This is a genomic window from Streptomyces sp. ISL-43, from assembly GCF_018614195.1.
In the GTDB taxonomy this organism is placed as follows: Bacteria; Actinomycetota; Actinomycetes; order Streptomycetales; family Streptomycetaceae; genus Streptomyces.
Genome location: NZ_JAGGOT010000013.1, coordinates 194,622 through 220,189 on the forward strand (window position 1 = coordinate 194,622; position 25,568 = coordinate 220,189).

A 25,568-nucleotide genomic window follows, 5' to 3' on the forward strand; every position below is an offset into this window, starting at 1 on the left:
TTACCTAAGTTAGCACCTCAGGGTCGTAGCGCGCTGCTCAGGCGTTCAACTGCTCCCCCCAGACCCCACCGGCGGGCGAGTGCCGCCACCAGGTCGGGCTGGGCCGCGGTGGCCGGGAGCGTCGCGTCGAAGTGCGGCAGTTGGACATCGGAGGCGACCTGGACGACCTTGGGGGCCACCGCCAGATACGGCCGGGACTCGTCCAGCCGCTTGCGCTGGGTGGGGGTCAGCTTCGACTTCGGGTCGTCGATCGCCGCGATGATCCCGGCCAGGTCCCCGTAGGCATGGAGCAGCTTCGCCGCGGTCTTCTCGCCGATGCCCGGCACGCCCGGCAGGCCGTCGCTCGGGTCGCCGCGCAGCAGGGCCAGCTCCGCGTATCCGGGGCCGTCGACCCCGTACTTCTCCAGCAGCCACACCTCGTCGGTCACCTGGAGGCTGCCGACCCCCTTCAGTGGGTACAGCACGCGCCGCCGCTTCGAGTCGTCGACCAGCTGGTAGAGGTCCCGGTCGCCGGTGACGATGTCCACCGGGCCCGTGGCGCGGGTGGTCAGCGTGCCGATCACGTCGTCCGCCTCGTAGCCGGCGACGCCCACCCGGGCGATCCCGAAGGCGTCCAGGGCCGCCTCGATGATCGGCACCTGCGGGGCCAGCGTGTCCGGGGTCTCCTCCAGGTCCGGGCCGGTCGCCGACTCCACCGCGACTCGATGGGCCTTGTAGGAGGGGATCAGCTCCACCCGCCAGTGCGGCCGCCAGTCGGCGTCCATGCACGCCACGAGATCGTCGGGCCGGTGGTCCTGCACGAGGCGGCCGATGAAGTCGAGCAGGCCGCGCACGGCGTTGACCGGCGTGCCGTCGGGTGCTTTCACGGATTCCGGCACGCCGAAGTACGCGCGGTAGTAGAGGGAGGCGGTGTCCAGGAGCATCAGGCGTCGTGTCGTCGTCACGATCACGATGATGCCCTGGCCTCCCGGGCAAAGTGGCGTCGGTGCGGCCTCCTCGGCTCTTGAGCGCGAAACCGGGGCCGGTTGCTGCGTAAGGTGCTTACAGCACACCGATGCGCGATGGACCAGGACAAGGGGAGGGCAGCCCCGCCATGGACGACAGGGATGGCACCGACGGCACGGACGGCACGGACGGCACGAAGAGCGTGAGCGCCGCGAGCGGCAGGGACCGTGTGAGCGCTGGGAGCGGCGCGAGCGCCACGAACGGCGCGAGCGGCGCGGACGACAAGGACCGGGACCGGGACAAGGACTCCAAGGAACCGCTCCGGGTGGGCGTGGCCGTGCGCAAGAGACGCCGGGCCCTGCACCTCACGCTCGCCGCCGTGTCGGCGCGCAGCGGACTGTCGGTTCCCTTCCTCAGCCAGATAGAGAACGAACGGGCCCGGCCCAGCATGCGGTCCCTGGAGCGGGTCGCCGACGCGCTGGAGACCACGGCCGTCGACCTGCTGGCCGCCTCCGACACCGCGCGCACCGTGGACCTCGTACGGGCCGGCGACGACTCGGGGCTCACCCCGGTTCCCGGCGTACGGCCCCTCGTGCGGGGGCACCACCAGCTGCACGCGCTGGAGTTCACCGGGGACCAGGACGCCGGCCGCGAGTACCAGCACCGCAACGACGAGCTGATGTACGTGGTCTCGGGCGCCTGCCAGGTGGAGGCCGAGGGCCGGGCGTACCGGCTGGAGAGCGGGGACGCGCTGTTCCTGTCCGGCGGCGTGCGCCACCGCTGGCGGGCGGTCACCGAGGACACCCGGATCCTGATCGTCGCGGTCGGCGAGCACATCCACGCGACCTCCGAACCGCCCTCGCCGGGCCACTGAAGCGCCGGGCCGCCGGATGCTCACCTCGAAGCGCGTCGTCTCGCTGGTGCCGTCCCTGACCGAGGCGGTGGCCGTGAGCGCGCCCGGAGCGCTGGTCGGGGCGACCGACTGGTGCACGCACCCGGCCGATCTCGGGGACGTGGCGCGCGTCGGGGGCACGAAGAACCCCGACGTCGCGGCGATCGCGGAGCTGCGCCCGGATCTGGTCATCGCCAACGAGGAGGAGAACCGGGCCCCGGACCTGGCCGCGCTGCGGGCCGCGGGTCTGGAGGTGCTGGTCACCGAGGTACGGGACCTCCCGCAGGCACTGAGCGAACTGGAACGGGTACTGGTGGGGACGCTGGGGCTGAAGCGGCCCGGGTGGCTGGCGGACGCCGAGGCCGCGTGGGCCCGGGCGGAGCCCCTCCCGCCGGCCCTGGCCTTCGTACCGATCTGGCGCCGGCCCTGGATGGTGCTCGGCCGGGACACCTTCGCGGGGGACCTGCTGGCCCGCCTCGGCGTGCGCAACGCGTACGCCGGCCACGCGGAGCGCTACCCGCGGATCCCGGCGGCCGAGCTGGCCGCCGCGGGCTGCGACCTCGTCGTACTCCCGGACGAGCCGTACCGCTTCACCGCCGGGGACGGGCCCGAGGCCTTCCCCGGTATCCCGGCCGCGCTCGTCAGCGGCCGCCACCTGACCTGGTACGGCCCCTCACTGGCCGAGGCCCCGGCGGTGCTGTCGCGTGCCCTGCGGGCGGCGGACTGACGCTCCGGGTGGGCCGGCGCCGGGAGCCCCCGACCTAGCGGGGTGCGGCCGGCAGGCGGCCGGTGAGCAGGCCGCGCAGGGTGTTCGCGGCGGCCAGGAGCCAGGCGGTCAGCAGGGCCAGGAAGAGGGCCGCGGCCAGCCAGGAGAAGGCGGAGAGGCCGGTGTGGCGGGCCAGGCCGGCGGCGCCGGTGACACAGGTGCCGACGGGGAAGGTCAGGGCCCACCAGGTCATGGCGAAGCCCATGCCGCCCCGTGCGGCCCGGACCAGCATCGCCGCGGCCAGCGCCAGCCAGAGGAGGGCGAACCCCATCACGGGGACCCCGTAGACGACCGCGAAGGCGGCGAACGCGCCGGAGTACGCGGGGGATATCGACTGGGGGGCCATGTCGGCGAGGGAGTTCACGGCGGTGGTGGACTGGCCGAGGGGGCCGAGGACCAGGAACAGGGTCGGGGTGAGCGCCAGGGGGAGGGGGCCGCTCACGATCAGCCGGCCGAAGACCAGGGGGAGCATCAGCAGGGTGGCGAGCAGGCTGATGCCGAACATCGCGTAACAGGCGAGCAGCATGGCCTCGCGGGCCTGGCCGGCGGCCAGGTGGGGGATCAGCAGGGGGCCCAGCGCGGCGGAGACCATCGGGGCGACCAGGGGGAGCAGCCAGACGGGGGAGGCCTGGTGGGCCTCGACCTTGTGGCGGACCACCATCAGGTAGGGGACGGCGACGGCGGCGAGCAGGCCGATCGCGGTGCCGACGGTGAACAGGACCGTGTCGGCGGCGACGGCGGCCCGGATCCCGATGAGGTCCTTGCCGACGATGAGGGTGCCGCCGCCGACGGCCAGCAGGGCCATCGAGAGGCAGCCGTAGAACGGTGCCACGCCGGGGTCGAGGAGGTGGGCGCGGGCCTGGTCGCGGTGGTGGAGCCAGTGGCCGGCGCGGGCGGTCAGCAGCACGGCGAGGGCGGTGGCGGCCAGCACCCAGAAGACCTGGCAGACCACGCGCTGGCCGGGGACCTGGTACGGGAGGGTCGCGCCGGCGTTGGCGATGATCGCCGTGCCCATGACGGAGGCGTACCAGTTGGGGCCGAGGTGGCGCAGTGCGGGGGCCTTGTGGGGCCGCTGGATCCCAGGGGTGGCGGGACGGGGTCGTACGAGGGTGGTGGCCATGGGTCCAGCGTCCCGCCGGGCGGGGCCGGACGGCAGGGGGCAGTGTCCTATGAGGGCATAAACTGAAGTTATGGGTAATGGGTATGGCAATGACGAGTGGGCCGAAGCACAGGTTCCGCTGGCGCACCGGGTCCCCGACCTGGGCGCCATGGAACTGCTGCTCGCGGTCGCGCGCGTCGGCAGCCTGAGCGGTGCGGCTCGGCGGCTCGGGATCACCCAGCCCGCCGCCAGCAGCCGGATCCGGGCGATGGAGACCCGGCTCGGGGTCGCGCTGGTGGACCGGTCCCCGCGCGGGTCGACGCTGACGGCGGAAGGCGCGCTGGTCACGGACTGGGCGCGGCGGGTGGTGGAGGCGGCCGAGGCCTTCGACGCGGGCGCGCAGGCGCTACGGGGCCGCCGCGACTCCCGGCTGCGGGTCGCTGCGAGCATGACCATCGCGGAGTACCTGCTGCCCGGCTGGCTGATCGCGCTGCGCGGGCAGCGCCCCGGGACGGCGGTGTCGCTGCACGCCGGGAACTCGGCCGTCGTCGCCGAGCGGGTCCTCGCGCACGAGGCGGACCTCGGCTTCGTGGAGGGGCTGAGCGTGCCGGAGGGGCTCGACTCGGTGGAGATCGCGCAGGACCGGCTCGTGGTGGCGGTGGCTCCCGGACACCCGTGGGCGCGGCGCTCGCGCGGGGTGGAGCCGGCGGAACTGGCGGCGACCCCGCTGATCCTGCGGGAGCGGGGGTCGGGCACCCGGCAGGTCCTGGACGCGGCGCTGGCCGGCTGCGGGGGGCTGGCGGAGCCGTTGCTGGAGCTGGCCTCGACGACCGCGGTGAAGGCGGCGGCGGTGAGCGGGGCGGGGCCGTGCGTGCTGTCGGAACTGGCGGTCGGGGACGAACTGGCGGGCCGGCGGCTGGTGTCCGTGCCGGTCGTCGGGGCGCCGCTCGACCGGGCCCTGCGGGCGGTGTGGCCCGCGGGGTCCCGGCCGGCGGGTCCGGCGCGGGACCTGCTGTCGCTGACCCGCCACTGACCCCGCTTCGCGGGGCCTCGGGCGCTCGGGCTCCGGACCCGGGGCGGGCCGGGCCCGCGGTGCGGTGGTCGGGGGCGGCCCGGCCGGCGGGGCCGGCTTCGGTCAGGGTGGTCAGGTGGAGGCCGCTGTGATCAGGGCCGACATCACTCGGGTGTCCTTGTCGCGTTCCGGGTGCCATTGGACGCCCAGGACCCAGTGGGCGGGGTCGGACAGTTCGATCGACTCCACCGTGCCGTCGGCGGCGTGGGACGAGGCGATCAGGCCGCGGCCCAGGCGGTCCGTGGCCTGGTGGTGGTAGGTCGGGACCTCCGACTCCTCCGGGACCAGCGCCGCGTACCGGGTGCCGGGGACCGGGCGGACCGGGTGCCAGGACATGAGCCCCTCGGTCAGCACGTGGCCGTCGATGTGCTGGACGAGCGTCCCGCCCAGGGCCACGTTCAGCGCCTGCATGCCCCGGCAGATCCCGAGCAGGGGCTTGCGGGCGGACAGGGCCGCGGAGATGAGCGAAAGCTCCCACTCGTCGCGCAGGGTCGCGGGCGGTCCCGTACGGGGATCGCGCGGGGCCCCGTACCGGACCGGGTCCACGTCCGGGCCGCCCGCGACGACCAGGCCGTCCAGCCGGGCCAGCACCTCCCGCGCCGCCGCCGGGTCGTCCGGCGGGAGCAGCACGGCCGTGCCGCCCGAGGCCTGGACGAGTTCGTAGTACCCGGTGGGGACGAGGGCCGTCGGGACGTCCCACACGCCGTAGCGGGTGGACTCCTCGACGTAGGTGGTGATGCCGATGAGCGGCCTGGGCACGGTGGCTACCTCCAGGGGGGTCTTCAACGGGGCGGGGGATCAGTCGCGGGAGAGCTCTGCCTCGGCTTCCGCCAGCGCCGCGAACTCCTCCTCCGGTGCGGAGGCCACCAGGTGGTGGCGACTGTAGAACGCGAAGTAGGCGAGGGCGACGGCGTACACGGCCAGCGCCATGAACGCCGCGTCCTTGTCCACCAGGAAGGTGGCGACCAGGGCCGAGAGGGCGAGCACGAAGGCCACCGTAGAGGTCGCGATGCCGCCGGGGGTGCGGTACGGGCGCTCCAGGCCCGGTTCGCGGCGCCGCAGCACGATGTGGGAGAGGGCCATCAGGGCGTAGCTGATGGTCGCGCCGAAGACCGCGATGTTCAGCATGCGCGGGCCGTTGCCGGTGGCGGCGGCGAGCGCGAAGCCGATCGCGCCGGGGATGAGCAGGCCGAGGTACGGGGCCTTGCGCCGGGAGGTCAGGGACAGGAAGCGGGGGAGGTAGCCCGCCCGGGAGAGGGCGAACAGCTGGCGCGAGCCGGCGTAGATGAGGGAGAAGAAGGAGGCCACCAGCCCGGCCAGGCCCGCGTAGTTGACGAAGGTCTTCAGCCAGGAGAGGCCGGGGTTGCCCTCCAGGGCGACGACCAGCGGGTTCCCGGCGTCTTTGATGGCGTCGGCGCCGCGCGCTCCGGTCGAGGCCAGGAAGGTGACCAGCGCGAGCAGGACCAGGATGCCCATGGAGATCGACAGGGCGCGCGGCACGGAGCGGACCGGGTCCTTGGCCTCCTCGGCGGCCAGCGGCACGCCCTCGACGCCGAGGAAGAACCACATGCCGAAGGGGAAGGCGGCCCAGATGCCGAGGAAGCCCAGCGGCAGCCACGAACTCGCGCCCGCGGCCGTGGTGTCGACGGCGATGTCGTCGAGGTTGGCCGCGTCGAACTGGGTGAACGCGCCGACGGCGAAGACGATCAGCGCGATCACGGCGATGGCGGTGACGACGAGGGAGAAGCTGAGGGCCTCGCCGACGCCCCACAGGTGGATGCCGATGAAGACCGCGAAGCAGGCGAGGTAGACCGGCCAGCCGGAGGTGAGGCCGAAGAGGTTGAGGGACTCGACGTAGTCGCCGATGAAGATGGCGATGGCGGCCGGGGCGAGGATGTACTCGATGAGGATCGCGGTGCCGGTGAGGAAGCCGCCCCAGGTGCCGAGCGCCCGGCGGGCGAAGCCGTAGCCGCCGCCGGCGGTCGGCAGGATCGCGGACAGTTCGGCGAGGGAGAAGACCAGGCACGCGTACATCGCGCCCATCAGGACGGTGGCGATGGCGAGGCCGCCGAAACCGCCCTGGGCGAGGCCGACGTTCCAGCCGGAGAAGTCGCCGGAGACGACGTACGCGACGCCGAGGCCGGTCAGCAGCAGCCAGCCGGCGCTGCCGCGGCGCAGGGTGCGGCGCTCGAGGTAGCCGTCGCCGCCGTTCTCGGGGGATGAGGTGGGTTCGGGCACGGCTGCCAGCCGTGCGCCGGTGTCGTCGGCCATGTGCGCTCCTGCCTAGGGCAATGGTTGTGGGGCGTACCTTTGCTCCTCGGGCGTGGCGGGCGCAAGACCCCTGCGTTAAACGGGGGTTACGAAAAGCTCTCGACCTCCCGCCGCCCGCCCCCGCGGCCGCCCGCACCCGCCCGCATCCCACGGTCCCGCGCCCCGCCGCCGTCCCCGCTCAGGCCAGGAACCCCCGCAGCAGCGCCGCCGTCCCGCAGCAGTGCTCGCGCATCACCTCGCGCGCCGCGTCCGCGTCCCGCTCCAGCACCGCCTCCACCAGGGTGCTGTGCTGCTGCTGGGAGTGCTCCAGGTTGCGCACGAGCAGCGGGATGCAGTCCAGCAGGTCGTTCACGGTCGCGCGGACGGCCGCGTACTGGGCCGTCAGGGTGGCGGATCCGGCGAGTTCGCACAGGGTGAGGTGGAAGAGGGTGTCCTGGCGCCGGTAGTCGGGGAGCGGGGCGTCGTGGGTGGCGGCCAGTGCGCCGAGCAGCCGGTCGGTGTCCGGCTCCGACAGCCCCTGGGAGGCGCACAGTCCGGCCGCGCCCACCTCCAGGACCTCGCGGAAGCGCAGCACGTCCTCGATGTCCACGCCCGCGACGCGCCGCCGCAGCTCCTCCTCGGCGCCCCCGGCCGGCGTGTCGGGGCGGGCCAGTACGAACGTTCCGCCGTACCGTCCGCGCCGGGCCTCCACCAGGCCCTGGTCCTGGAGTACCTTCAGCACCTCGCGGAGCGTCACCCGGCTGATCCCCATCCGCTCCGCCAACTCGCGCTCGGGCGGCAGTCGTTCCCCGCCCGGCACCAGTCCGAGCCGGACCACCTGGAGGATCTGCTCCAGCGCCTCCTCGAAACCGTTGCCCGCCCGCACCTGTCGCAGTACGGGATTGAGCCGTGCGACGGCGTCACCCTCGCTCGCCGTATCGGTCATCTCGCCTCCTCCCCTTCCCAAGCAATGGTTCTATTCAATACCTTAGGCGCACTCGGCTCACCGAAGGAGATATTCCCGTGGTAGACCGCAAGCCGCCGCTTTCGGCCGAAGAGCTCCGTGCTCTCGTCGCCAGCGGTGAGATCGACACAGTGGTCCTGGCCTTCCCCGACATGCAGGGGCGGCTCCAGGGCAAGCGGTTCGCCGCACAGTTCTTCCTCGACGAGGTCCTCGCGCACGGCACCGAGGGCTGCAACTACCTGCTCGCCGTCGACACCGACATGAACACCGTCGACGGATACGAGATGTCCTCCTGGGACCGGGGCTACGGCGACTTCGCCATGCACCCCGACCTCGCCACCCTGCGCCGGATCCCCTGGAACCCGGGCAGCGCCTTCATCCTGGCCGACCTCGCCTGGAACGACGGCTCGCCCGTCGTCGCCGCGCCCCGGCAGATCCTGCGCCGCCAGCTGGAGCGCCTCGCCGCGCACGGCTACTCCGCCATGGTGGGCACCGAGCTGGAGTTCATGGTCTTCCAGGACACCTACGAGCAGGCCTGGAACCGCGACTACCGCGGCCTGACCCCCGCCAACCAGTACAACATCGACTACTCCGTCCTCGGAACCGGCCGCATCGAACCGCTGCTGCGCCGCATCCGCAACGAGATGCAGGCCGCGGGCCTGGTCGTCGAGTCGGCCAAGGGCGAGTGCAACCTCGGCCAGCACGAGATCGTCTTCCGCTACGACGAGGCGCTGACCACCTGCGACCAGCACGCGCTCTACAAGACCGGTGCGAAGGAGATCGCCGCCCAGGAAGGCGTCTCGCTCACCTTCATGGCCAAGTACGACGAGCGCGAGGGCAACTCCTGTCACATCCACCTCTCGCTCACTGACGGCGACGGACGCAACGCGATGGCCGGGGAGGGCTCGGACGCGGACGCCCACGGCGGTATGTCACCGGTGATGCGTCACTTCCTGGCCGGCCAGCTCGCCGCGCTGCGCGACTTCTCCCTTCTTTACGCCCCCAACATCAACTCGTACAAGCGTTTCCGGCCCGGATCCTTCGCGCCGACCGCCGTCGCCTGGGGCGTCGACAACCGGACCTGCGCGCTCCGCGTGGTCGGCCACGGCCGCTCCATGCGCTTCGAGAACCGCCTCCCCGGCGGCGACGTCAACCCCCACCTCGCCGTCGCGGGCCTGGTCGCGGCCGGGATCTACGGCATCGAGAACCGCCTGGAACTGCCCGAGCCCTGCACCGGCAACGCCTACACCGCCGACTTCGCGCACGTCCCCACCACCCTGCGCGAGGCCGCCGAGCTCTGGGAGAACAGCGAGATCGCCAAGGCCGCCTTCGGCCCCGAGGTCGTCGCCCACTACCGGAACATGGCCCGTGTCGAACTGGACGCCTACGACTCCGCGGTGACCGACTGGGAGCTGCGCCGCTCCTTCGAACGCCTGTAGAGCCGTCGGCTGCACGGCTGCACGGCCCCACCGCACGAACCGCACCCACCGCACCCGAACGTCTGAGAGGCACCACGTGTCCGACGCGCAGGCCCCCTTCGATCTGAGCGTTTTGAATCCGGCCACCGAGGAGGTCGTCGCCGTCGTCCCGGCCGCCACACGGGACGACGTCGACGCCGCCGTCGTACGGGCCGCCGCGGCCCAGCGGACCTGGGCGGCCGCCGCGCCCGCCGACCGGGCCAGACTGCTGCGCCGCTTCGCCGCCGTCGTCGACGGGCACATCGAGGAACTCGCGCAGCTGGAGGTCCGCGAGGCGGGCCACACCATCGGCAACGCCCGCTGGGAAGCCGGCAACGTGCGCGACGTGCTCGACTTCGCCGCCGGCGGAGTGGAGCGGCTCTCCGGCCGCCAGATCCCCGTCGCCGGCGGCATCGACGTCACCTTCCTCGAACCCCTCGGCGTCATCGGGGTGATCGCCCCGTGGAACTTCCCCATGCCGATCGCCGCCTGGGGCCTGGCCCCGGCACTGGCCGCCGGCAACGCGGTCATCCTCAAGCCCGCCGAGACCACCCCGCTCACCGCGCTGCGCCTGGCCGAGCTCGCCCTGGAGGCCGGACTCCCCGAGCACCTCCTTCAGGTGCTGCCCGGCCACGGAGCGGTCGCGGGCGACGCGCTGGTCGAGCACCCTGGCGTGGCCAAGATCGTCTTCACGGGTTCCACCCGGGTCGGCAAGCAGATCATGGCCAAGTGCGCCGACCGGGTGAAGCGGGTCACCCTCGAACTCGGCGGCAAGAACCCCAACATCGTCTTCGCGGACGCGGACCTGGAGGCGGCCGCGGCCGCGGCGCCGATGTCCTTCCTGGACAACACCGGCCAGGACTGCTGCGCCCGCACCCGGATCCTCGTCCAGCGATCGGCCTACGACCGGTTCATGGAGCTGCTGGCCCCCGCGATCGAGAGCGTGGTCGTCGGCGACCCGAACGACGAGAAGACGCAGATGGGGCCGCTGATCTCGCGGGTCCAACTGGACCGCGTACGGTCCTACGTCACCGACGACCTCACCGTGATCCGCGGCACCGCCCCCGAGGGCCCCGGCTTCTGGTACCCCGCGACCCTCGTCACCGGCGTCGGCCCCACCGCGCCCGTGGCCGCCGAGGAGGTCTTCGGACCCGTCGCCGTCGTCCTGCCCTTCGAGGACGAGGAGGACGCCGTACGCCTGGCCAACGCCACCGAGTACGGCCTCGCCGGATCCCTCTGGACCCGAGACGTGGGCCGCGCCCTGCGCGTCTCGCGCGCCGTCGCCGCGGGCAACCTGTCGGTCAACTCCCACAGCAGCGTCCGCTACTGGACCCCCTTCGGCGGCTACAAGCAGTCCGGGCTCGGCCGCGAGCTCGGCCCCGACTCCCTCTCCGCTTTCACCGAGACCAAGAACGTCTTCATCAGCACGGAGGCCTGAAAACATGTCCACTGAAGAGATCGTCTGCCGCCGCCTGGTCGGCCGTACCGCCGTCATCACCGGAGCCGGCAGCGGCATCGGCCTGGCCACCGCCCGCCGCCTCGCCTCCGAAGGCGCCAACGTCGTCTGCGCCGACATCGACGAGACCGCCGGCAAGGCCGCGGCCGAAGAGGTCGGCGGCACCTTCGTGAAGGTCGACGTCACCAGCCCGGAGGAGGTGGAGGCGCTCTTCAAGACCGCCTTCGACACCTACGGCTCCGTGGACATCGCCTTCAACAACGCCGGCATCTCGCCCCCGGACGACGACTCGATCCTCACCACCGGACTGGAGGCCTGGAAGCGCGTCCAGGACGTCAACCTCACCTCCGTCTACCTGTGCTGCAAGGCCGCACTGCCCTACATGCAGCGCCAGGGCCGCGGCTCCATCATCAACACCGCCTCCTTCGTGGCCATCATGGGCGCCGCCACCTCGCAGATCTCCTACACCGCCTCCAAGGGCGGCGTCCTCGCCATGTCCCGCGAGCTCGGCGTGCAGTTCGCCCGCGAGGGCATCCGCGTCAACGCGCTGTGCCCGGGGCCCGTCAACACCCCGCTCCTGCAGGAGCTGTTCGCCAAGGACCCGGAGCGCGCCGCCCGCCGGCTCGTGCACATCCCGCTGGGCCGGTTCGCCGAGCCCACCGAGATCGCCGCGGCCGTCGCCTTCCTCGCGAGCGACGACTCCTCCTTCGTCAACGCCAGCGACTTCCTGGTCGACGGCGGCATCTCCGGGGCGTACGTCACCCCCCTGTAGACCGCGCCGGTCAGCCGACTCCAGCCGGGCGCCGCGAGGTGCCCGGCTGTTTCCTTTCCCGATCTCATCGAGGAGCAGCATGCACAGAAGATGGGCGGCCCCCCTCGCCCTCATAGCGGTCACCGGCTCCGGACTCCTGCTGGCACCGCCGGCCCAGGCGGGTCCGGCCCACTGCGCCCGGGTGACGGTCGCCGCGGGCTGGTACGGGGACAACCAGGCCCGGCTCCAGCGGCTGATCGACGAATACGGCACGTGCAACCCGTACCGGCCCAGCCGCGCCAAGCCCGTCGCCGTCTTCGACTGGGACAACACCGTCGTCAAGAACGACGTCGGCGACGCGCAGATGTTCTGGCTGCTGCGCAACGGCAGGATCCGCCAGCCGGCCGGGGGCGACTGGACCACCACCAGCCGCTACCTCACCCCGGCCGCCGCCACGACCCTGGCCGACGCCTGCGGCGCCCTCGCGGCGCCCGGCGCCCCGCTGCCCACCGGCACTCCCGAGGGCGCCGGCTGCGCCGACGAGCTGAACGCCGTCTACGGCACCGCCGCCACCCGCTCGGCCGCCCCCGCCTTCGCCGGCTGGGACCACCGTACGATCGAGCCCGCCTACGCCTGGCTGCCGCAGCTCATGCAGGGCTGGACCGCGCGCGAGGTACGCGGCTTCGCGGCCGCCGCGCGCGCCGAGAACCTGGCCGCGCCCATCGGCGCCAAGCAGCAGGTCGGCAGCACCACCGCCACCGGCTGGGTGCGCTACTACGACCAGCAGAAGGACCTCGTCGGCAGCCTGCGCGAGGCCGGCTTCGACGTCTGGATCAGCTCGGCCTCGCCGCAGCCGGTCGTCGAGGTGTGGGCCAAGGGCGTCGGCATCGACGCGGACCACGTCATCGGCATCCGCAACACCACCACCCGCGGCGGGAAGTTCACCACCCACCTGCAGGGCTGCGGATCCGTCCGGGACGGCGCCGACACGATGATCACCTACATCGACGGCAAGCGGTGCTGGATCAACAAGGAGATCTTCGGGGTCCGCGGCGCCGCGGCCGAGAAGGTCCAGCCGGCCGCCCGCCGCCAGGTGTTCGCCGCGGGCGACTCCGACACCGACATCTCGTTCCTGCGGGACGCGACCGCACTGCGGCTCGTCGTCAACCGCAACAAGAACGAGCTGATGTGCCGCGCCTACGACAACAGCGACGGCAAGTGGATCGTGAACCCGATGTTCATCGAGCCGAAGAAGCAGAAGGCCGCGCCCTACCCGTGCGCGACCACCGGCTTCACCGGCCGCGACGGCACGCCAGGGCCCGTCCTGCGGGGTGACACCAGCGTCATCCCCGACCAGACGGACTCCGTCTTCCAGTAGGCGTCACAGGAAGGTGCGGCCCTCGCCCCGGTAGGTCGGGGCGGTGGCCGTCACCCGGTCGCCCTCCACGAGGTGCAGCTCGTCGAAGCGCTCGCACAGCTCGCCGGCCTTCGCGTGCCGGAACCACACCCGGTCGCCGATCAGCAGGTCGTCGGCCGGGCTGCCGAGCAGCGGCGTCTGCACCTCGCCGGCCCCCTCCTGCGGGTCGTAGCGCAGCCCCTGGGGCAGATACGGCACCGGCAGCCGGTCCGGGCCGGGCGCCCCCGAGGCCGGGTACCCGCCGCCGAGCACCGTGACGACCCCGACGCCGGGCCGGCGGACCACCGGCTGGGCGAAGAGCGCGGCCGGACGCCCGCTGAACGAGGTGTAGTTGTCGAACAGGCGCGGTACGTAGAGCCCCGAACCGGCGGCGATCTCCGTGACCGCGTCCTCGGCCGCGGTCTGCTGGACGCTGCCCGTGCCGCCTCCGTTGACGAACTCCAGGTCCGGAACCACGCCGCGCACGGCCCGTACGGCCTCGGCCCGGCGGGCGGCCAGCTCCTTGCGGGCGGCGCCCTGCATCAGCCGGATGGCGCGCGAGCGCAGCGGACGCCCGGCGAGCGCGTCGCCGACACCGGCCACGTGGCCCTCGTACCCCATCAGCCCGACGACGCGGACGCCCGGCCGGGCGCTCACCGCGCGGGCGAGGCGCGCGAGTTCGGCCGGCTCGCGCAGCGGGGAGCGGCGGGCGCCGACGCGGACCCTGCCGCCGAACAGGTGCAGGGCGGTGTCCAGTTCCAGGCAGACCCGGATCTCCTGGTCTCCGCCGTCGCGGGCCCGGTCGATGAGCTCCAGCTGCGCGACGTCGTCGACCATGACCGTCACCGCGCCGGCCAGCTTCGCGTCGCCGGCGAGCTCGGCGAAGCCGGCCCGGTCGGCGGACGGGTAGGCGAGCAGTACGTCCTCGAAGCCGGAGCGGGCCAGCCAGATCGACTCACCGAGGGTGTACGACATGATCCCGGCGAATCCGGGCCGGGCGAGGACCCGTTCGAGCAGCACGCGGCACCGTACGGACTTGCTCGCCACCCGGATCGGCTTCCCGCCGGCCCGGCGCACGAGATCGTCGGCGTTGGCGTCGAACGCCTCGAGATCCACGAGGGCGAGCGGGGCGTCGAGATGGGCGGTGGCCCGGTCGTATCGGGCCCGGTCGGCGGCGGGGGAGTTCATGGGCGGCAGCCTGCCAGATGGGTGTACCCGTGGGTAGGGGGTTCCGGGGCATCGCCCTCCCGGCCGGGCCGTGACCCCGGGGCCCGCCCGCGGACGCGTAAAGTATGGGCAGGCAGCCGGACGGAACGGGGGGCGGAGCCGCCGGATGAGCACGTCCACACCGCACAGCGAGGTCCTGACCGCGCCCGACCGGCCTCCGGCCCCGCCACGGCGGCAGCCCGGACGGGTCTTCGGCGCCGTCCTCTGCGCACTCCTCGGGCTCGGCCTCACCGGCGCCGCCGGCTACACGACGGTCGCCGAACACCGCGCCGCGCAGCGGCCCGTGGCCGCCGAAGCCGCCTACCGCAAGGCCGCCTCGCTCTGGCGGTCCACCCCCGTCGACACCCTCTTCCCGCCCGTCGTCGAGGGCGCGGGCGCCGGGCCCGGCGGCGCCGACCGCACGTGGACCCGGATCGCGCTGGCCCCCGACGCCGAGTGCTCCGCCGCGCTCGCCGCCGACTGGCAGGCCCTGCTCGCCGAGGCCGGCTGCACCCGCGTGCTCCGCGCCACCTACACCGACGCCACCCGCAGTTCGCTCGTCACCGTCGGCATGGTCTTCGCCCCCGCCGACGCCCCGGCACTGAGCGCCCTGCGCGGCCGGCTGACCACCCCGCCCGGCTACGGCTTCCCCGACGACCGGCGCGCGGCCTGGACCGCCTCCGTGCTCCCCGAGGCCCCCGTCGTCGTCTACGCCGTCTCCGCCTTCACCGACGGCCGCGCCGTGGACGCCCCCAGCCCCGCCGACGAGGCCATGCGCAAGGACGCCACCGGACCCGCGGCCCAGGCGGGCCTGGGCCACGAGGCCAAGGGCATCGCCGACCGCGTCGAACGCGCCGTACGGGCCCTCGCGGCCCCGCCCGCCCCGGAGCCCGCCCGATGAGCCGCCGCCGCTTCCTCCCCGTCCTCGCCCTCGGCGCCGTGCTCGTCCCCGCCCTCGCGTCCCCGGCCGCCGCCGACGCCGTCCGCGACCGCCAGTGGGGCCTGACCGCCCTGCGCGCCGAAGAGGCCTGGGGCACCACCCGGGGCGACGGGGTCACCGTCGCCGTCCTGGACACCGGGGTCGACTCGGCCCACCCCGACCTGGCCGGCCAGGTACTCGAAGGCACCGACCTCGTCGGCATGGGCGCCGGCCGGGGCGAGCGCACCTGGGCCCGGCACGGCACCGCCATGGCCGGGATCATCGCCGGGCACGGCCACGGCGCGGACCGCCGCCAGGGCGTCCTGGGCGTCGCGCCCCAGGCGAAGATCCTCCCGATCCGGGTGATCCTGGAGGAGGGCGACCCCGGCCGGACCAAGGCCCGCGACAGCAAGGGCGGCGCCCTCGCCGAGGGCATCCGCTGGGCCGCCGACCACGGCGCCGACGTGATCAACCTCTCCCTCGGCGACGACAGCAGCTCCGCGCACCACGAGGCCGCCGAGGACGAGGCCGTCCAGTACGCCCTGGCCAAGGGAGTAGTCGTCGTCGCCTCCGCGGGCAACGGCGGCGAACAGGGCGACCGCGCCTCCTACCCGGCCGCCTACCCCGGGGTCATCGCCGTCACGGCCGTGGACCGCAAGGGGAAGAAGGCCGTCTTCTCCACCCGCAACTGGTACGCCACCGTCAGCGCCCCCGGCGTCGACATCGTCATCGCCGACCCGGACCGCGCCTACTACGAGGGCTGGGGCACGAGCGCGGCCTCCGCCTTCGTCTCGGGCGCGGTCGCCCTGGTCAAGTCCGCCCACCCCGGCCTGTCCCCGGCACAGATCAAGAAGCTGCTGGAGGACACCGCCTCCGACGCTCCGTCCGGCGGCCGCGACGACTCCCGCGGCTTCGGCCTGGTGGACCCGGCCGCCGCCCTGCAGGCCTCCGACGCGATGACCGCCGAGCCGGCGCTGCCCTCGCCCGCCGCCGCCCGGGGCGAGTACTTCGGCCCCGGCCCCGAGCCGGTACGCGGCCCCGAGCGCCGGGCCCGCCTCGGCGCCCCGGCGGGCGCGGCCGCGGGTCTGGCGCTCCTCGCGCTGGCCGGCGTACTGGCGCGGCGGCCCAGGGGCCCGCGGCCCGATAGGGTCGGGTAACTGTGGCGAACAAGAACATTCCCGACCCCGGTTTCTCCGACGACGACGGCTCCGCCGACCCCCGGCTGAGCGCGGCCCTGGCCGCCTGGGCCGAGGACAGAGGCAAGGAGCCGGAGGTGCTGGCCGCCCTCAAGGACGCCCGCCTGCTGGTGCCCGTCGTCGCCGTCCTCGGCGAGGTCGAGACCGACCCCGAGACCGGCCTCAAGCGCGAGAAGACCAGCGACATGGCCGTCCCCACCCTGCGGGCGGGGGACCGGAGGGCCCTGCCCGCCTTCACCTCGACCGCCTCGCTGGCCCTGTGGGACCCGGCCGCCCGCCCGGTGGCGGTCCCGCTGCACCAGGCCCTGGCCGCCGCCGCGCACGAGAAGGCCGACACGGTCGTCCTCGACCTGTCCGGCCCGGTCACCTACCAGCTCACCGGCCCCGCCCTGCGCGCACTGGCCGAGGGCCGCACCGACGCCGGCCCGCTCGCCGACCCCGCCGTCCGCGAGGCCGTACGGGCCGTCGTGGCCGCCGAGCCCGCCGTACTCGGGGCCCACCTGGGCCCGGGCGGCGCGGACGCCGACGGCACCCTGGCGATCGTGCTGGCCGCCGGCCCGCAGGCCGCGGCGGCGGCCCGCCGGGTGGCCGAGGCCCTGGCGGCCGACGAGACCCTGCGCGCACGCCTCGTAGGCGGACTGGACCTGGCGCTGCTCCCGGAGGGGGCCCCGGCCCCGCCCGGCGAGCCGCTCTTCACGCGCTGAGGCGCGGGAGGGCAGGCAGCGGGAGGACGTACAGAAGGGGAGGGCCGGGGCAGTCGCCCCGGCCCTCCCCTTCTCCACGCTTCGCGATTACGCGTAGACGGGACCCGTGAACTTCTCGCCCGGGCCCTGGCCCGGCTCGTCCTGCACCAGCGAGGCCTCGCGGAAGGCGAGCTGGAGGGACTTCAGGCCGTCGCGCAGGGGGGCGGCGTGGAAGGAGCTGATCTCGGTGGCGCTCGCGGTGACCAGGCCGGCGAGGGCGGTGATCAGCTTGCGGGCCTCGTCGAGGTCCTTGTGCTCGGAGTCGGGCTTGTCCAGGCCCAGGTTGACCGCCGCCGCACTGAGCAGGTGGACGGCCACCGTGGTGATGACCTCGACGGCCGGCACGTCCGCGATGTCGCGGGTCATGTCGTCGTAGTCGGGGGATTCGGGAGTGGAACCGGAGGGCGTCGCGTCAGTCATGTGCCACACGATATGCCGTGCGGCGGGCTTGCAACGCGGGTGCTAGTATGTACATCGACCGGTCGGACACTTATGTGCCCGACCACAAGTGGAGGCTCCGATTCTCCCACCCAGCCACCCTCACGGGAGGCGGGTCACCGGTCAGGCGGTATCCATCGTTCCGTACGGACGATGGAAAGCTGCCCGAGTCTGCGCCCCGCGGTTCGCACGCGACGGTGCTCCGGTTGTTTTGGAGCCTCCGCCTGTGCCCGGCGGGGCTTTTTTCATTCTCCGCCGCGGTCGGTCTGACGGAAAAAACGTCAGCGGCTGTCCTCCAGGCAGTCGTGTGGTGCTACCGAGGAGGATCCATCAGCACCGAGCCCCGCATCAACGACCGGATTCGCGTTCCCGAGGTACGACTCGTCGGTCCCAGCGGCGAGCAGGTCGGCATCGTGCCGCTTGCGAAGGCGCTTGAACTCGCGCAGGAGTACGACCTCGACCTGGTCGAGGTCGCGGCGTCCGCACGCCCGCCGGTCTGCAAGCTCATGGACTACGGCAAGTTCAAGTACGAGTCGGCCATGAAGGCCCGTGAGGCGCGCAAGAACCAGGCGCACACGGTCATCAAGGAAATGAAGCTCCGGCCGAAGATCGACCCGCACGACTATGACACCAAGAAGGGTCACGTCGTTCGGTTCCTCAAGCAGGGCGACAAGGTCAAGATCACGATCATGTTCCGTGGTCGCGAGCAGTCCAGGCCGGAACTCGGCTACCGACTGCTGCAGCGCCTCGCTTCGGACGTCGAGGACCTCGGGTTCATCGAGTCGAACCCGAAGCAGGACGGCCGAAACATGATCATGGTTCTCGGTCCGCACAAGAAGAAGACCGAGGCGATGGCCGAAGCCCGCGAGGCGCAGGCTGCCCGCAAGGCCGAGCGCCAGGGTCTCGCCAGCACCGACGACGAGGCCCTCGCTGAGGACGCCGAGTTCGAGGCCGAGGACGCCGACATCATGGCCGCCGAGGTCGCGGAGGACGCTTCCGACGAGGCGGCCGAAGCAGCCGAGGCTGCCCCCGCAGCGGCGGACGCCTCTCCCGAGGCTCCTGCCGAGGCCTGATCCCGAGGCAGCCCGTCTCGGATCACCGACACAACATGACGCTCCGGTGAGCCGGCCCCCGACAGGGCCGGTGGGGGCGCCACCGACGAGGAGATAACGGCGCTATGCCGAAGAACAAGACGCACAGCGGGACCAAGAAGCGCTTCAAGATCACCGGCTCCGGCAAGGTGCTCCGCGAGCGCGCTGGCAAGCGCCACCTGCTCGAGCACAAGTCGTCCCGTGTCACCCGCCGCCTCACCGGCACCGCGGAGATGGCCCCCGGCGACGCCGCGAAGATCAAGAAGCTTCTCGGCAAGTGACGTCCTCCGCTCCCCTTCCGGGAGCGGGACGTCAAGACCGGGACCCCATCGAATTCGGGCCGTGTGAAGACAACCACGGCCCCGCTACAAGGAGTTAAAAGTGGCACGCGTCAAGCGGGCAGTAAACGCCCACAAGAAGCGCCGGGCAATCCTCGAGGCTGCCAAGGGTTACCGCGGTCAGCGTTCGCGCCTGTACCGCAAGGCCAAGGAGCAGGTCACCCACTCGCTGGTCTACAACTTCAACGACCGCAAGAAGCGCAAGGGCGACTTCCGTCGGCTGTGGATCCAGCGCATCAACGCCGCTGCCCGCCAGAACGGCATGACGTACAACCGCCTCATCCAGGGTCTGAACGCCGCCAACATCGAGGTGGACCGCAAGATCCTCGCCGAGCTGGCCGTCAACGACGCCAACGCGTTCGCCGCGCTGGTCGAGGTCGCGCAGAAGGCCCTCCCGGCCGACGTCAACGCCCCGAAGGTCGCTGCCTAAGCAGTACGCCCTCAAGGCTGCAGTAATTTGCCCGGACCCGCAGGCCTCGCGCCTGCGGGTCCGGTGCGTTGACCAACGAGTTCCACCCGCTGTACGTACGGAAGCGAGCCGACCGCCATGGGCACCCCCGCCGAGCTGATCTCCCCCCGGTCCACGCGGGTGGCCGCCGCCAAGCGACTGGCGCGCCGCAACTTCCGCACCAAGGAGCGCCGGTTCATCGCCGAGGGGCCGCAGGCCGTGCGCGAGGCCGTCGAGCACCGCGGTGCCGCGGGCGAGCCGACCCTGATCGAGCTCTTCGCGACCGTCGAGGCCGCCGAGCGCTACGCCGACATCGTCGACGCCGCCTACGCCGCCGGAGCCCGCGTCCACTACGCCTGCGACGAGGTGCTCGCCGAGGTCTCGCAGACGGTCACCCCGCAGGGCCTGGTCGGCGTCTGCCACTTCCTCGACTCGCCCTTCGAGGAGATCCTGGCCGCCCGGCCCAAGCTGGTCGCCGTCCTCGCCCACGTCCGCGACCCCGGCAACGCCGGTACGGTGCTGCGCTGCGCTGACGCCGCCGGAGCCGACGCCGTGGTGCTGACCGACGCCTCCGTGGACCTGTACAACCCCAAGTCGGTACGGGCCTCCGTGGGCTCCCTCTTCCACCTCCCGGTGGCCGTCGGCGTGCCCGTCGAGCAGGCCGTCGAGGGGCTGCGGGCAGCGGGCGTACGGATCCTCGCGGCCGACGGGGCCGGAGAGGACGACCTCGATGCCGAGCTGGACGCGGGCACCATGGGCACCCCCTCGGCCTGGATCTTCGGCAACGAGGCCTGGGGCCTGCCCGAGGAGACCAGGGCGCTCGCGGACGCCGTGGTGCGGGTCCCGATCCACGGAAAGGCCGAATCCCTGAACCTCGCGACGGCGGCCGCCGTGTGTCTCTACGCCTCCGCGCGTGCACAGCGGGCGCCCGGAGGGTGCCGCTCCGTGACCCCCAGCTAGTAATGTGGCGGCCCGGGGGCCCACTGCGCTACTCGGAGATGTGGGGTACGGGGACATGACCGTCGGTACGAACAGCTCGCCGGCGGCCGCCGAGGCGGCCGGCGCACCCATCCCGGCGACCGTGCCCCAGCGGGCCGAGGCCGCCAAGGTGCCCGCGCAGCCCGCGCCCGCCCAGAGCGTGCCCGCCCGGGCCCCCCACGCCCGGCCCGCGCACGCGAGCCCCGTAGGACCGGGGACCGCGGCCGACCCGCACGCGGAATTCGCCGGGCTCGGGATCGACCCCGACGACCTGCCCGACGGGCTCGTGATCGCCGACGACACCGGCCGGGTCATCTGCTTCAACTCCGCCGCCGCCAGGATCACCGCCCGCGTGGCGGGCGAGGCGCTGGGCGAGGGGATCGAGCGCGCGCTTCCGCTGGAGGACCTCGAAGGCCGCCGCTGGTGGGCGCTGACCGACCCCTACGGCGGCCTCGCCACCCGGCGCGGACAGCCCGAGCGCAACCTGCTGCTCCCCGGGGGCCGCGAGGTGCTCGTCTCCGCCCGGTACGTGCGCACCCACCCCACCGGCCCGCTGCGCCGCCTCGTGGTCACCCTGCGCGGCACCGAGGCGCGGCGGCGCACCGAGCGCAGCCACGCCGAGCTGATCGCCACCGTCGCGCACGAACTGCGCTCGCCGCTGACCTCCGTCAAGGGGTTCACGGCGACCCTGCTCGCCAAGTGGGAGCGGTTCACCGACGACCAGAAGCGGCTGATGCTGGAGACCGTCGACGCCGACGCCAACCGCGTCACCCGGCTCATCGCCGAGCTCCTCGACATCTCGCGCATCGACTCGGGCCGCCTGGAGGTGCGCCGCCAGCCGGTCGACATCTCCACCGCCGTGGGCCGCCACGTCCAGGCGCTCACGGCGAACGGCCAGGCCCCCGAGCGCTTCCTCGTCAGCGTGAGCCGGCCGCTGCCCGACTTGTGGGCAGATCCGGACAAAATTGACCAGATCCTCGGCAATCTGCTCGAAAATGCGGTGCGGCACGGCGAAGGAACGGTCACCATCGACGTAACGCCGACCAGCTTCGCGAACGCCGCGGGGAAGACCGAGAAGGGAACCGCCGTCACCGTGACCGACGAGGGCCCCGGGATCCCCGAAGAGTCGATGGGCCGCGTCTTCACCCGCTTCTGGCGGGGCAGCAAGCGCGGCGGCACCGGCCTGGGCCTCTACATCGTCAAGGGCATCGTGGAAGCCCACGGCGGCACCATCACGGTCGGCCGCGGCCCCGGCGGCGGCGCCGAGTTCCGATTCATCCTGCCCGTCGCCGCCCCGGCGTACCTCACGCAGTAGCCCTGCGGAGCGTCTCGCCAGGCGGCCCACGGGCCCCTTCACCCCCAGCGACCTTTAGACTCGACCTTTGGCACCTTTGTGTCCTTGTGCCGAGCGCGCCCTGCGTGTCGCGCGGGGGACCCACCAGCCAGCCATCGGAAGTACGGGAAGAGATGTCGGCACCGAACAAGTCGTACGACCCTGTTGAGGTCGAGGCACTGAAACCGGATGAGATCGAGCGCATGCGGGACGAGGCGCTCGCCGCCTTCGCCGCCGCCGGCGACCTCGACGAACTTCGCGAGGCGAAGACCGCGCACATGGGCGACCGCTCGCCCCTGGCGCTCGCCAACCGCGAGATCGGCGCGCTGCCCCCGCAGGCCAAGGCCGAGGCGGGCAAGCGCGTGGGCCAGGCCCGCGGCGCCGTGAACAAGGCCTTCGGGGCCCGCACGGTCGCGCTCGAAGCCGAGCGCGACGAGCGGGTGCTGGTCGAGGAGGCGGTGGACGTCACGCTGCCCTACGACCGGGTTCCCGCCGGCGCCCGGCACCCCCTGACCACGCTGATGGACCGCATCGCGGACATCTTCGTGGCCATGGGGTACGAGGTCGCGGAGGGCCCCGAGGTCGAGGCGGAGTGGTTCAACTTCGACGCCCTCAACTTCACGCCCGACCACCCGGCGCGCCAGATGCAGGACACCTTCTTCGTCCGGGGGCCGGAAGGCACCGAGGGTGACGAGTCCGGTGTCGTGCTGCGCACCCACACCTCCCCGGTGCAGGCGCGCTCGCTGCTGGAGCGCAAGCCCCCCGTCTACATCGTGTGCCCGGGCCGCGTGTACCGGACCGACGAGCTCGACGCCACGCACACCCCGGTCTTCCACCAGGTCGAGCTGCTCGCCGTGGACGAGGGCCTGACCATGGCGGACCTCAAGGGCACCATGGACCACATGGTCCAGGAGCTGTTCGGCGAGGGCACCACCACGCGCCTGCGCCCGCACTTCTTCCCCTTCACCGAGCCGTCCGCCGAGATGGACATGCAGTGCTACGTGTGCCGCGGCGAGTCGGTGGGCAACCCCGACCGCCCGTGCCGTACCTGCTCCAGCGAGGGCTGGATCGAGCTCGGCGGCTGCGGCATGGTCAACCCCAAGGTGCTCGTCGCCTGCGGTGTGGACCCGGAGAAGTACAGCGGGTTCGCCTTCGGGTTCGGCATCGAGCGGATGCTGATGTTCCGCCACAACGTAGAAGACATGCGAGACATGGTCGAGGGTGACGTCCGTTTCACCCGGCCGTTCGGGATGGAGATCTGATGCGGGTCCCGCTTTCTTGGCTGCGGGAGTACGTCGACCTCCCCGCCGGTGAAACCGGTCGCGACGTCGCGGCCAAGCTCGTCGACGCCGGCCTCGAGGTCGAGACCGTCGAGCAGCTCGGCGGCGGGCTCAAGGGTCCGCTCGTCGTCGGCCAGGTGCTGACGATCGAGGAGCTCGAGGGCTTCCGCAAGCCGATCCGGTTCTGCACCGTCGACGTCGGCGCCGCCAACGGCACCGGCGAGCCGCAGGAGATCGTCTGCGGCGCCCGGAACTTCTCCGTCGGCGACAAGGTCGTCGTGGTCCTGCCCGGCGCGGTGCTGCCCGGCGACTTCGCGATCGCCTCGCGCAAGACGTACGGCCGGACCTCGCACGGCATGATCTGCTCCGGCGACGAGCTGGGCATGGGCGACGACGGCACGCACGGCATCATCGTGCTGCCGCACGAGTACGAGGTCGGCACCGACGCGATCGCGCTCCTGGAGCTCGTCGACGAGGTCCTCGACATCGACATCACCCCGGACCGCGGCTACTGCATGTCCATGCGCGGTGTGGCCCGCGAGGCCGCCACCGCCTACGGCCTGCCGCTGCGCGACCCGGCGCTGCTCGACGTGCCCGCGCCGAACTCGTACGGCTACGCGGTCAAGATCGACGACCCGCAGGGCTGCGACCGCTTCACCGCCCGCACGGTGACCGGCCTCGACCCCGAGGCGCGCTCCCCGATCTGGCTCACCCGGCGCCTGCAGAAGGCGGGCATGCGCCCGATCTCGCTCGCCGTCGACATCACCAACTACGTGATGCTCGAACTCGGCCAGCCGCTGCACGCCTACGACCGCTCGCGCGTCGACGGCGCCATCGGCGTCCGCCGTGCCGAGCAGGGCGAGAAGTTCACCACCCTCGACGGGGTCAAGCGCACGCTCGACGCCGAGGACCTGGTGATCACCGACAACAGCGGCCCGATCGGGATCGCCGGTGTCATGGGCGGCGCCAACACCGAGATCGCCGACTCCGTCACGGACCCGGCGACCGGCGCGGTCACCGGCACCACCGACGTGGTCGTCGAGGCCGCGCACTTCGACGCCGTGTCGATCTCGCGCACCGCCCGCCGGCTCAAGCTGTCCTCCGAGGCGTCCAAGCGCTTCGAGCGCGGCGTCGACCCGCAGGCCGCCGCCGCGGCCGCGCAGCGGACCGTGGACCTGCTGGTGCTGCTCGCCGGCGGAACCGCCGAGGCCGGCGTCACCGAGCTCACCGCCCCCGGTGCCCCGCGCACCATCGCGATGAGCGCGGACCACCCCGACAAGGTCGCGGGCATGGACTACGGCCGCGAGACCGTCGTACGCCGCCTCCAGGAGGTCGGCTGCGACGTCTACGGCCAGGACGAGCTCGTCGTCACCGTCCCCTCGTGGCGGCCCGACCTCGCCGCGCCCAACGACCTCGCCGAAGAGGTCATCCGGCTGGAGGGCTACGGGAACCTTCCCTCCACCCTCCCGCAGGTGCCGTCCGGCCGCGGTCTGACCGCCCGGCAGCAGCTGCACCGCCGGGTCGGCCGTGCGCTGGCCGGCGCGGGCTACGTCGAGGCGCTCAGCTACCCGTTCCTGGGCGAGGGCGTCTTCGACCAGCTCCAGCTGCCCGCGCACGACGCCTCCCGCCAGGTCGTCAAGCTGGTCAACCCGATCTCCGACGAGGAGCCGGCGCTGCGCACCACGCTGCTGCCGGGTCTGCTGGGCGCGCTGCGCCGCAACGACAGCCGGGGCAGCCACGACCTCGCGCTCTTCGAGACCGGCTCGGTCTTCCGGGCCGCCGCCCAGCCGGGTGTCGCCGTACGGCTGCCGGCCGACCGGCGTCCCACGGACGAGGAGATCGCCACCCTGAACGCGGCCCTGCCCGCACAGCCGCGCTACGCCGCGGTCGTGCTGGCCGGCGCCCGCGAGCAGGCCGGCTGGTGGGGCAAGGGCCGTCCGGCCGACTGGGCCGACGCGGTCCAGGCCGCCCGCTCGCTGGCCGTCGAGGCCGGCGCGGAGCTGGCCGTGCGCCAGGGCCAGTACGGTCCCTGGCACCCGGGCCGCTGCGCCGAGCTGCTCGTCACCCTCGACGGGGTGGAGACGGTCATCGGCCACGCCGGTGAGCTGCACCCGCGCGTGGTCAAGGCGATGGGCCTGCCGGCCCGCACCAGCGCGATGGAGATCGACCTCGACCGCCTCGCGGCGGCCGGCGGCGAAGCGCTCCAGGCGCCCCGGATCTCCTCCTTCCCGGTGGCGACCCAGGACGTCGCGCTGATCGTCGACGCGTCCGTCCCGGCGCTGTCCCTTGAGGACGCGCTGCGCAAGGGCGCGGGCGAACTGCTCGAGTCCCTGCGGCTGTTCGACGTCTTCGAGGGCGAGCAGGTGGGCGAGGGCAAGAAGTCCCTGGCGTACGCGCTGCGCTTCCGGGCGGCCGACCGGACGCTGACCGCCGAGGAGTCCACGGCGGCCCGCGACGCGGCGGTCGCCCTGGCCGGGGAGCGTACGGGGGCGGTGCTGCGGGGCGCGTAGCCGCTGCCGCAGCCGTTCGCCACGGAGGGGGTGCATCCCG

The 25,568-nt window shown here is 73.0% G+C and carries 24 protein-coding genes; 17 read left to right on the plus strand and 7 right to left on the minus strand.

Features of this window, described 5'->3' with window-relative positions; genetic code table 11:
- Positions 1-17: 17 nt before the first annotated feature.
- The gene (locus J7F03_RS08870) at positions 18-923 is read right to left on the minus strand and encodes a 5'-3' exonuclease (protein ID WP_214948333.1); all 906 of its coding nucleotides are present in this window, start codon (positions 921-923) and stop codon (positions 18-20) included.
- A gap of 347 nt (positions 924-1,270) precedes the next feature.
- On the opposite strand from J7F03_RS08870, the gene J7F03_RS08875 reads away from it, so the two are divergent.
- On the plus strand, positions 1,271-1,819 hold the full coding sequence (locus J7F03_RS08875; RefSeq protein ID WP_214948334.1) for a helix-turn-helix domain-containing protein: 549 nt from the start codon (positions 1,271-1,273) through the stop codon (positions 1,817-1,819).
- A 16-nt stretch (positions 1,820-1,835) separates the two neighbouring features.
- A complete protein-coding gene (locus J7F03_RS08880) occupies positions 1,836-2,564 on the plus strand; it encodes a helical backbone metal receptor (RefSeq protein ID WP_214948102.1) in 729 nt (242 codons plus the stop codon).
- Positions 2,565-2,598: 34 nt separating this feature from the next.
- Here the strand turns inward: J7F03_RS08880 and J7F03_RS08885 are convergent, their stop codons facing one another.
- On the minus strand, positions 2,599-3,723 hold the full coding sequence (locus tag J7F03_RS08885) for a TDT family transporter (RefSeq protein WP_214948103.1): 1,125 nt from the start codon (positions 3,721-3,723) through the stop codon (positions 2,599-2,601).
- Positions 3,724-3,793: 70 nt separating this feature from the next.
- On the opposite strand from J7F03_RS08885, the gene J7F03_RS08890 reads away from it, so the two are divergent.
- Positions 3,794-4,735, plus strand: a complete 942-nt coding sequence (locus tag J7F03_RS08890) for a LysR family transcriptional regulator (protein WP_214948104.1) — start codon at positions 3,794-3,796, stop codon at positions 4,733-4,735.
- Positions 4,736-4,846: 111 nt separating this feature from the next.
- Here the strand turns inward: J7F03_RS08890 and J7F03_RS08895 are convergent, their stop codons facing one another.
- The 3 genes from J7F03_RS08895 to J7F03_RS08905 all read right to left on the minus strand — a co-directional run bounded on the left by J7F03_RS08895 (position 4,847) and on the right by J7F03_RS08905 (position 7,970).
- On the minus strand, positions 4,847-5,533 hold the full coding sequence (locus J7F03_RS08895) for a gamma-glutamyl-gamma-aminobutyrate hydrolase family protein (protein ID WP_214948105.1): 687 nt from the start codon (positions 5,531-5,533) through the stop codon (positions 4,847-4,849).
- 39 nt (positions 5,534-5,572) lie between these two features.
- Positions 5,573-7,045 (minus strand): ethanolamine permease, encoded by a 1,473-nt coding sequence (gene eat, locus J7F03_RS08900; protein ID WP_251071605.1) that lies wholly within the window; start codon positions 7,043-7,045, stop codon positions 5,573-5,575.
- Between the two features lie 178 nt (positions 7,046-7,223).
- Positions 7,224-7,970, minus strand: coding sequence for a FadR/GntR family transcriptional regulator (locus J7F03_RS08905; RefSeq protein WP_214948106.1), 747 nt, complete (start codon positions 7,968-7,970; stop codon positions 7,224-7,226).
- A 77-nt stretch (positions 7,971-8,047) separates the two neighbouring features.
- Between J7F03_RS08905 and J7F03_RS08910 the strand changes: the two genes are divergently transcribed.
- The 4 genes from J7F03_RS08910 to J7F03_RS08925 all read left to right on the plus strand — a co-directional run bounded on the left by J7F03_RS08910 (position 8,048) and on the right by J7F03_RS08925 (position 13,030).
- Positions 8,048-9,427, plus strand: coding sequence for a glutamine synthetase family protein (locus tag J7F03_RS08910; RefSeq protein ID WP_214948107.1), 1,380 nt, complete (start codon positions 8,048-8,050; stop codon positions 9,425-9,427).
- Positions 9,428-9,503: 76 nt separating this feature from the next.
- The gene (locus J7F03_RS08915; protein ID WP_214948108.1) at positions 9,504-10,883 is read left to right on the plus strand and encodes an aldehyde dehydrogenase; all 1,380 of its coding nucleotides are present in this window, start codon (positions 9,504-9,506) and stop codon (positions 10,881-10,883) included.
- A gap of 4 nt (positions 10,884-10,887) precedes the next feature.
- Entirely contained in the window at positions 10,888-11,673 is a 786-nt protein-coding gene (locus tag J7F03_RS08920; RefSeq protein WP_214948109.1) for a 3-oxoacyl-ACP reductase, read from the plus strand.
- A gap of 79 nt (positions 11,674-11,752) precedes the next feature.
- Complete coding sequence (locus J7F03_RS08925; RefSeq protein ID WP_214948110.1) at positions 11,753-13,030, plus strand: haloacid dehalogenase-like hydrolase; 1,278 nt, start codon at positions 11,753-11,755, stop codon at positions 13,028-13,030.
- Between the two features lie 3 nt (positions 13,031-13,033).
- Here J7F03_RS08925 and J7F03_RS08930 read toward each other — a convergent pair whose 3' ends face one another.
- Entirely contained in the window at positions 13,034-14,236 is a 1,203-nt protein-coding gene (locus tag J7F03_RS08930; protein WP_214948111.1) for an amino acid deaminase/aldolase, read from the minus strand.
- Positions 14,237-14,381: 145 nt separating this feature from the next.
- Here J7F03_RS08930 and J7F03_RS08935 point away from each other — a divergent pair, with 145 nt between their 5' ends.
- From J7F03_RS08935 to J7F03_RS08945, 3 genes are read left to right on the plus strand one after another with little or no spacing between them, the layout of a single operon-like run.
- On the plus strand, positions 14,382-15,155 hold the full coding sequence (locus tag J7F03_RS08935) for a hypothetical protein (protein ID WP_214948112.1): 774 nt from the start codon (positions 14,382-14,384) through the stop codon (positions 15,153-15,155).
- On the plus strand, positions 15,152-16,330 hold the full coding sequence (gene mycP / locus J7F03_RS08940) for a type VII secretion-associated serine protease mycosin (RefSeq protein ID WP_214948113.1): 1,179 nt from the start codon (positions 15,152-15,154) through the stop codon (positions 16,328-16,330). The genes J7F03_RS08935 and mycP overlap by 4 nt, the downstream gene beginning before the upstream one ends.
- Before the next feature lie 2 nt (positions 16,331-16,332).
- The gene (locus J7F03_RS08945) at positions 16,333-17,073 is read left to right on the plus strand and encodes an SseB family protein (RefSeq protein WP_214948114.1); all 741 of its coding nucleotides are present in this window, start codon (positions 16,333-16,335) and stop codon (positions 17,071-17,073) included.
- Between the two features lie 87 nt (positions 17,074-17,160).
- Here J7F03_RS08945 and J7F03_RS08950 read toward each other — a convergent pair whose 3' ends face one another.
- Positions 17,161-17,532: a DUF1844 domain-containing protein gene (locus J7F03_RS08950; protein WP_214948115.1), complete on the minus strand. Its 372-nt coding sequence runs from the start codon at positions 17,530-17,532 to the stop codon at positions 17,161-17,163.
- Positions 17,533-17,855: 323 nt separating this feature from the next.
- On the opposite strand from J7F03_RS08950, the gene infC reads away from it, so the two are divergent.
- From infC to pheT, 7 genes are all read left to right on the plus strand, one after another.
- Positions 17,856-18,623, plus strand: coding sequence for a translation initiation factor IF-3 (gene infC / locus J7F03_RS08955; protein ID WP_214948336.1), 768 nt, complete (start codon positions 17,856-17,858; stop codon positions 18,621-18,623).
- Between the two features lie 104 nt (positions 18,624-18,727).
- The gene (rpmI, locus tag J7F03_RS08960) at positions 18,728-18,922 is read left to right on the plus strand and encodes a 50S ribosomal protein L35 (RefSeq protein ID WP_030157249.1); all 195 of its coding nucleotides are present in this window, start codon (positions 18,728-18,730) and stop codon (positions 18,920-18,922) included.
- Positions 18,923-19,022: 100 nt separating this feature from the next.
- Complete coding sequence (gene rplT / locus J7F03_RS08965) at positions 19,023-19,409, plus strand: 50S ribosomal protein L20 (RefSeq protein ID WP_214948116.1); 387 nt, start codon at positions 19,023-19,025, stop codon at positions 19,407-19,409.
- A gap of 117 nt (positions 19,410-19,526) precedes the next feature.
- The gene (locus J7F03_RS08970; protein WP_214948117.1) at positions 19,527-20,387 is read left to right on the plus strand and encodes an RNA methyltransferase; all 861 of its coding nucleotides are present in this window, start codon (positions 19,527-19,529) and stop codon (positions 20,385-20,387) included.
- Positions 20,388-20,442: 55 nt separating this feature from the next.
- Positions 20,443-21,720, plus strand: coding sequence for an ATP-binding protein (locus J7F03_RS08975; protein ID WP_214948118.1), 1,278 nt, complete (start codon positions 20,443-20,445; stop codon positions 21,718-21,720).
- 152 nt (positions 21,721-21,872) lie between these two features.
- Positions 21,873-23,000, plus strand: a complete 1,128-nt coding sequence (gene pheS / locus J7F03_RS08980) for a phenylalanine--tRNA ligase subunit alpha (RefSeq protein ID WP_214948119.1) — start codon at positions 21,873-21,875, stop codon at positions 22,998-23,000.
- Positions 23,000-25,528, plus strand: coding sequence for a phenylalanine--tRNA ligase subunit beta (pheT, locus tag J7F03_RS08985; RefSeq protein WP_214948120.1), 2,529 nt, complete (start codon positions 23,000-23,002; stop codon positions 25,526-25,528). Before pheS ends, pheT begins: the two co-directional genes overlap by 1 nt.
- The last annotated feature ends 40 nt before the right edge of the window (positions 25,529-25,568 follow it).

Coding starts and splice junctions, on each gene's coding strand:
- J7F03_RS08905 (WP_214948106.1), bottom strand. CDS start 7,970: ATGACCGATACGGCGAGCGAGGGTGACGCCGTCGCACGGCTCAATCCC.
- J7F03_RS08920 (WP_214948109.1), top strand. CDS start 10,888: ATGTCCACTGAAGAGATCGTCTGCCGCCGCCTGGTCGGCCGTACCGCC.
- J7F03_RS08880 (WP_214948102.1), top strand. CDS start 1,836: ATGCTCACCTCGAAGCGCGTCGTCTCGCTGGTGCCGTCCCTGACCGAG.
- pheT (WP_214948120.1), top strand. CDS start 23,000: ATGCGGGTCCCGCTTTCTTGGCTGCGGGAGTACGTCGACCTCCCCGCC.
- J7F03_RS08890 (WP_214948104.1), top strand. CDS start 3,794: ATGGGTAATGGGTATGGCAATGACGAGTGGGCCGAAGCACAGGTTCCG.
- eat (WP_251071605.1), bottom strand. CDS start 7,045: ATGGCCGACGACACCGGCGCACGGCTGGCAGCCGTGCCCGAACCCACC.
- J7F03_RS08885 (WP_214948103.1), bottom strand. CDS start 3,723: ATGGCCACCACCCTCGTACGACCCCGTCCCGCCACCCCTGGGATCCAG.
- J7F03_RS08975 (WP_214948118.1), top strand. CDS start 20,443: ATGACCGTCGGTACGAACAGCTCGCCGGCGGCCGCCGAGGCGGCCGGC.
- pheS (WP_214948119.1), top strand. CDS start 21,873: ATGTCGGCACCGAACAAGTCGTACGACCCTGTTGAGGTCGAGGCACTG.
- J7F03_RS08935 (WP_214948112.1), top strand. CDS start 14,382: ATGAGCACGTCCACACCGCACAGCGAGGTCCTGACCGCGCCCGACCGG.
- J7F03_RS08970 (WP_214948117.1), top strand. CDS start 19,527: ATGGGCACCCCCGCCGAGCTGATCTCCCCCCGGTCCACGCGGGTGGCC.
- J7F03_RS08870 (WP_214948333.1), bottom strand. CDS start 923: ATGCTCCTGGACACCGCCTCCCTCTACTACCGCGCGTACTTCGGCGTG.
- mycP (WP_214948113.1), top strand. CDS start 15,152: ATGAGCCGCCGCCGCTTCCTCCCCGTCCTCGCCCTCGGCGCCGTGCTC.
- rpmI (WP_030157249.1), top strand. CDS start 18,728: ATGCCGAAGAACAAGACGCACAGCGGGACCAAGAAGCGCTTCAAGATC.
- J7F03_RS08925 (WP_214948110.1), top strand. CDS start 11,753: ATGCACAGAAGATGGGCGGCCCCCCTCGCCCTCATAGCGGTCACCGGC.
- J7F03_RS08930 (WP_214948111.1), bottom strand. CDS start 14,236: ATGAACTCCCCCGCCGCCGACCGGGCCCGATACGACCGGGCCACCGCC.
- J7F03_RS08950 (WP_214948115.1), bottom strand. CDS start 17,532: ATGACTGACGCGACGCCCTCCGGTTCCACTCCCGAATCCCCCGACTAC.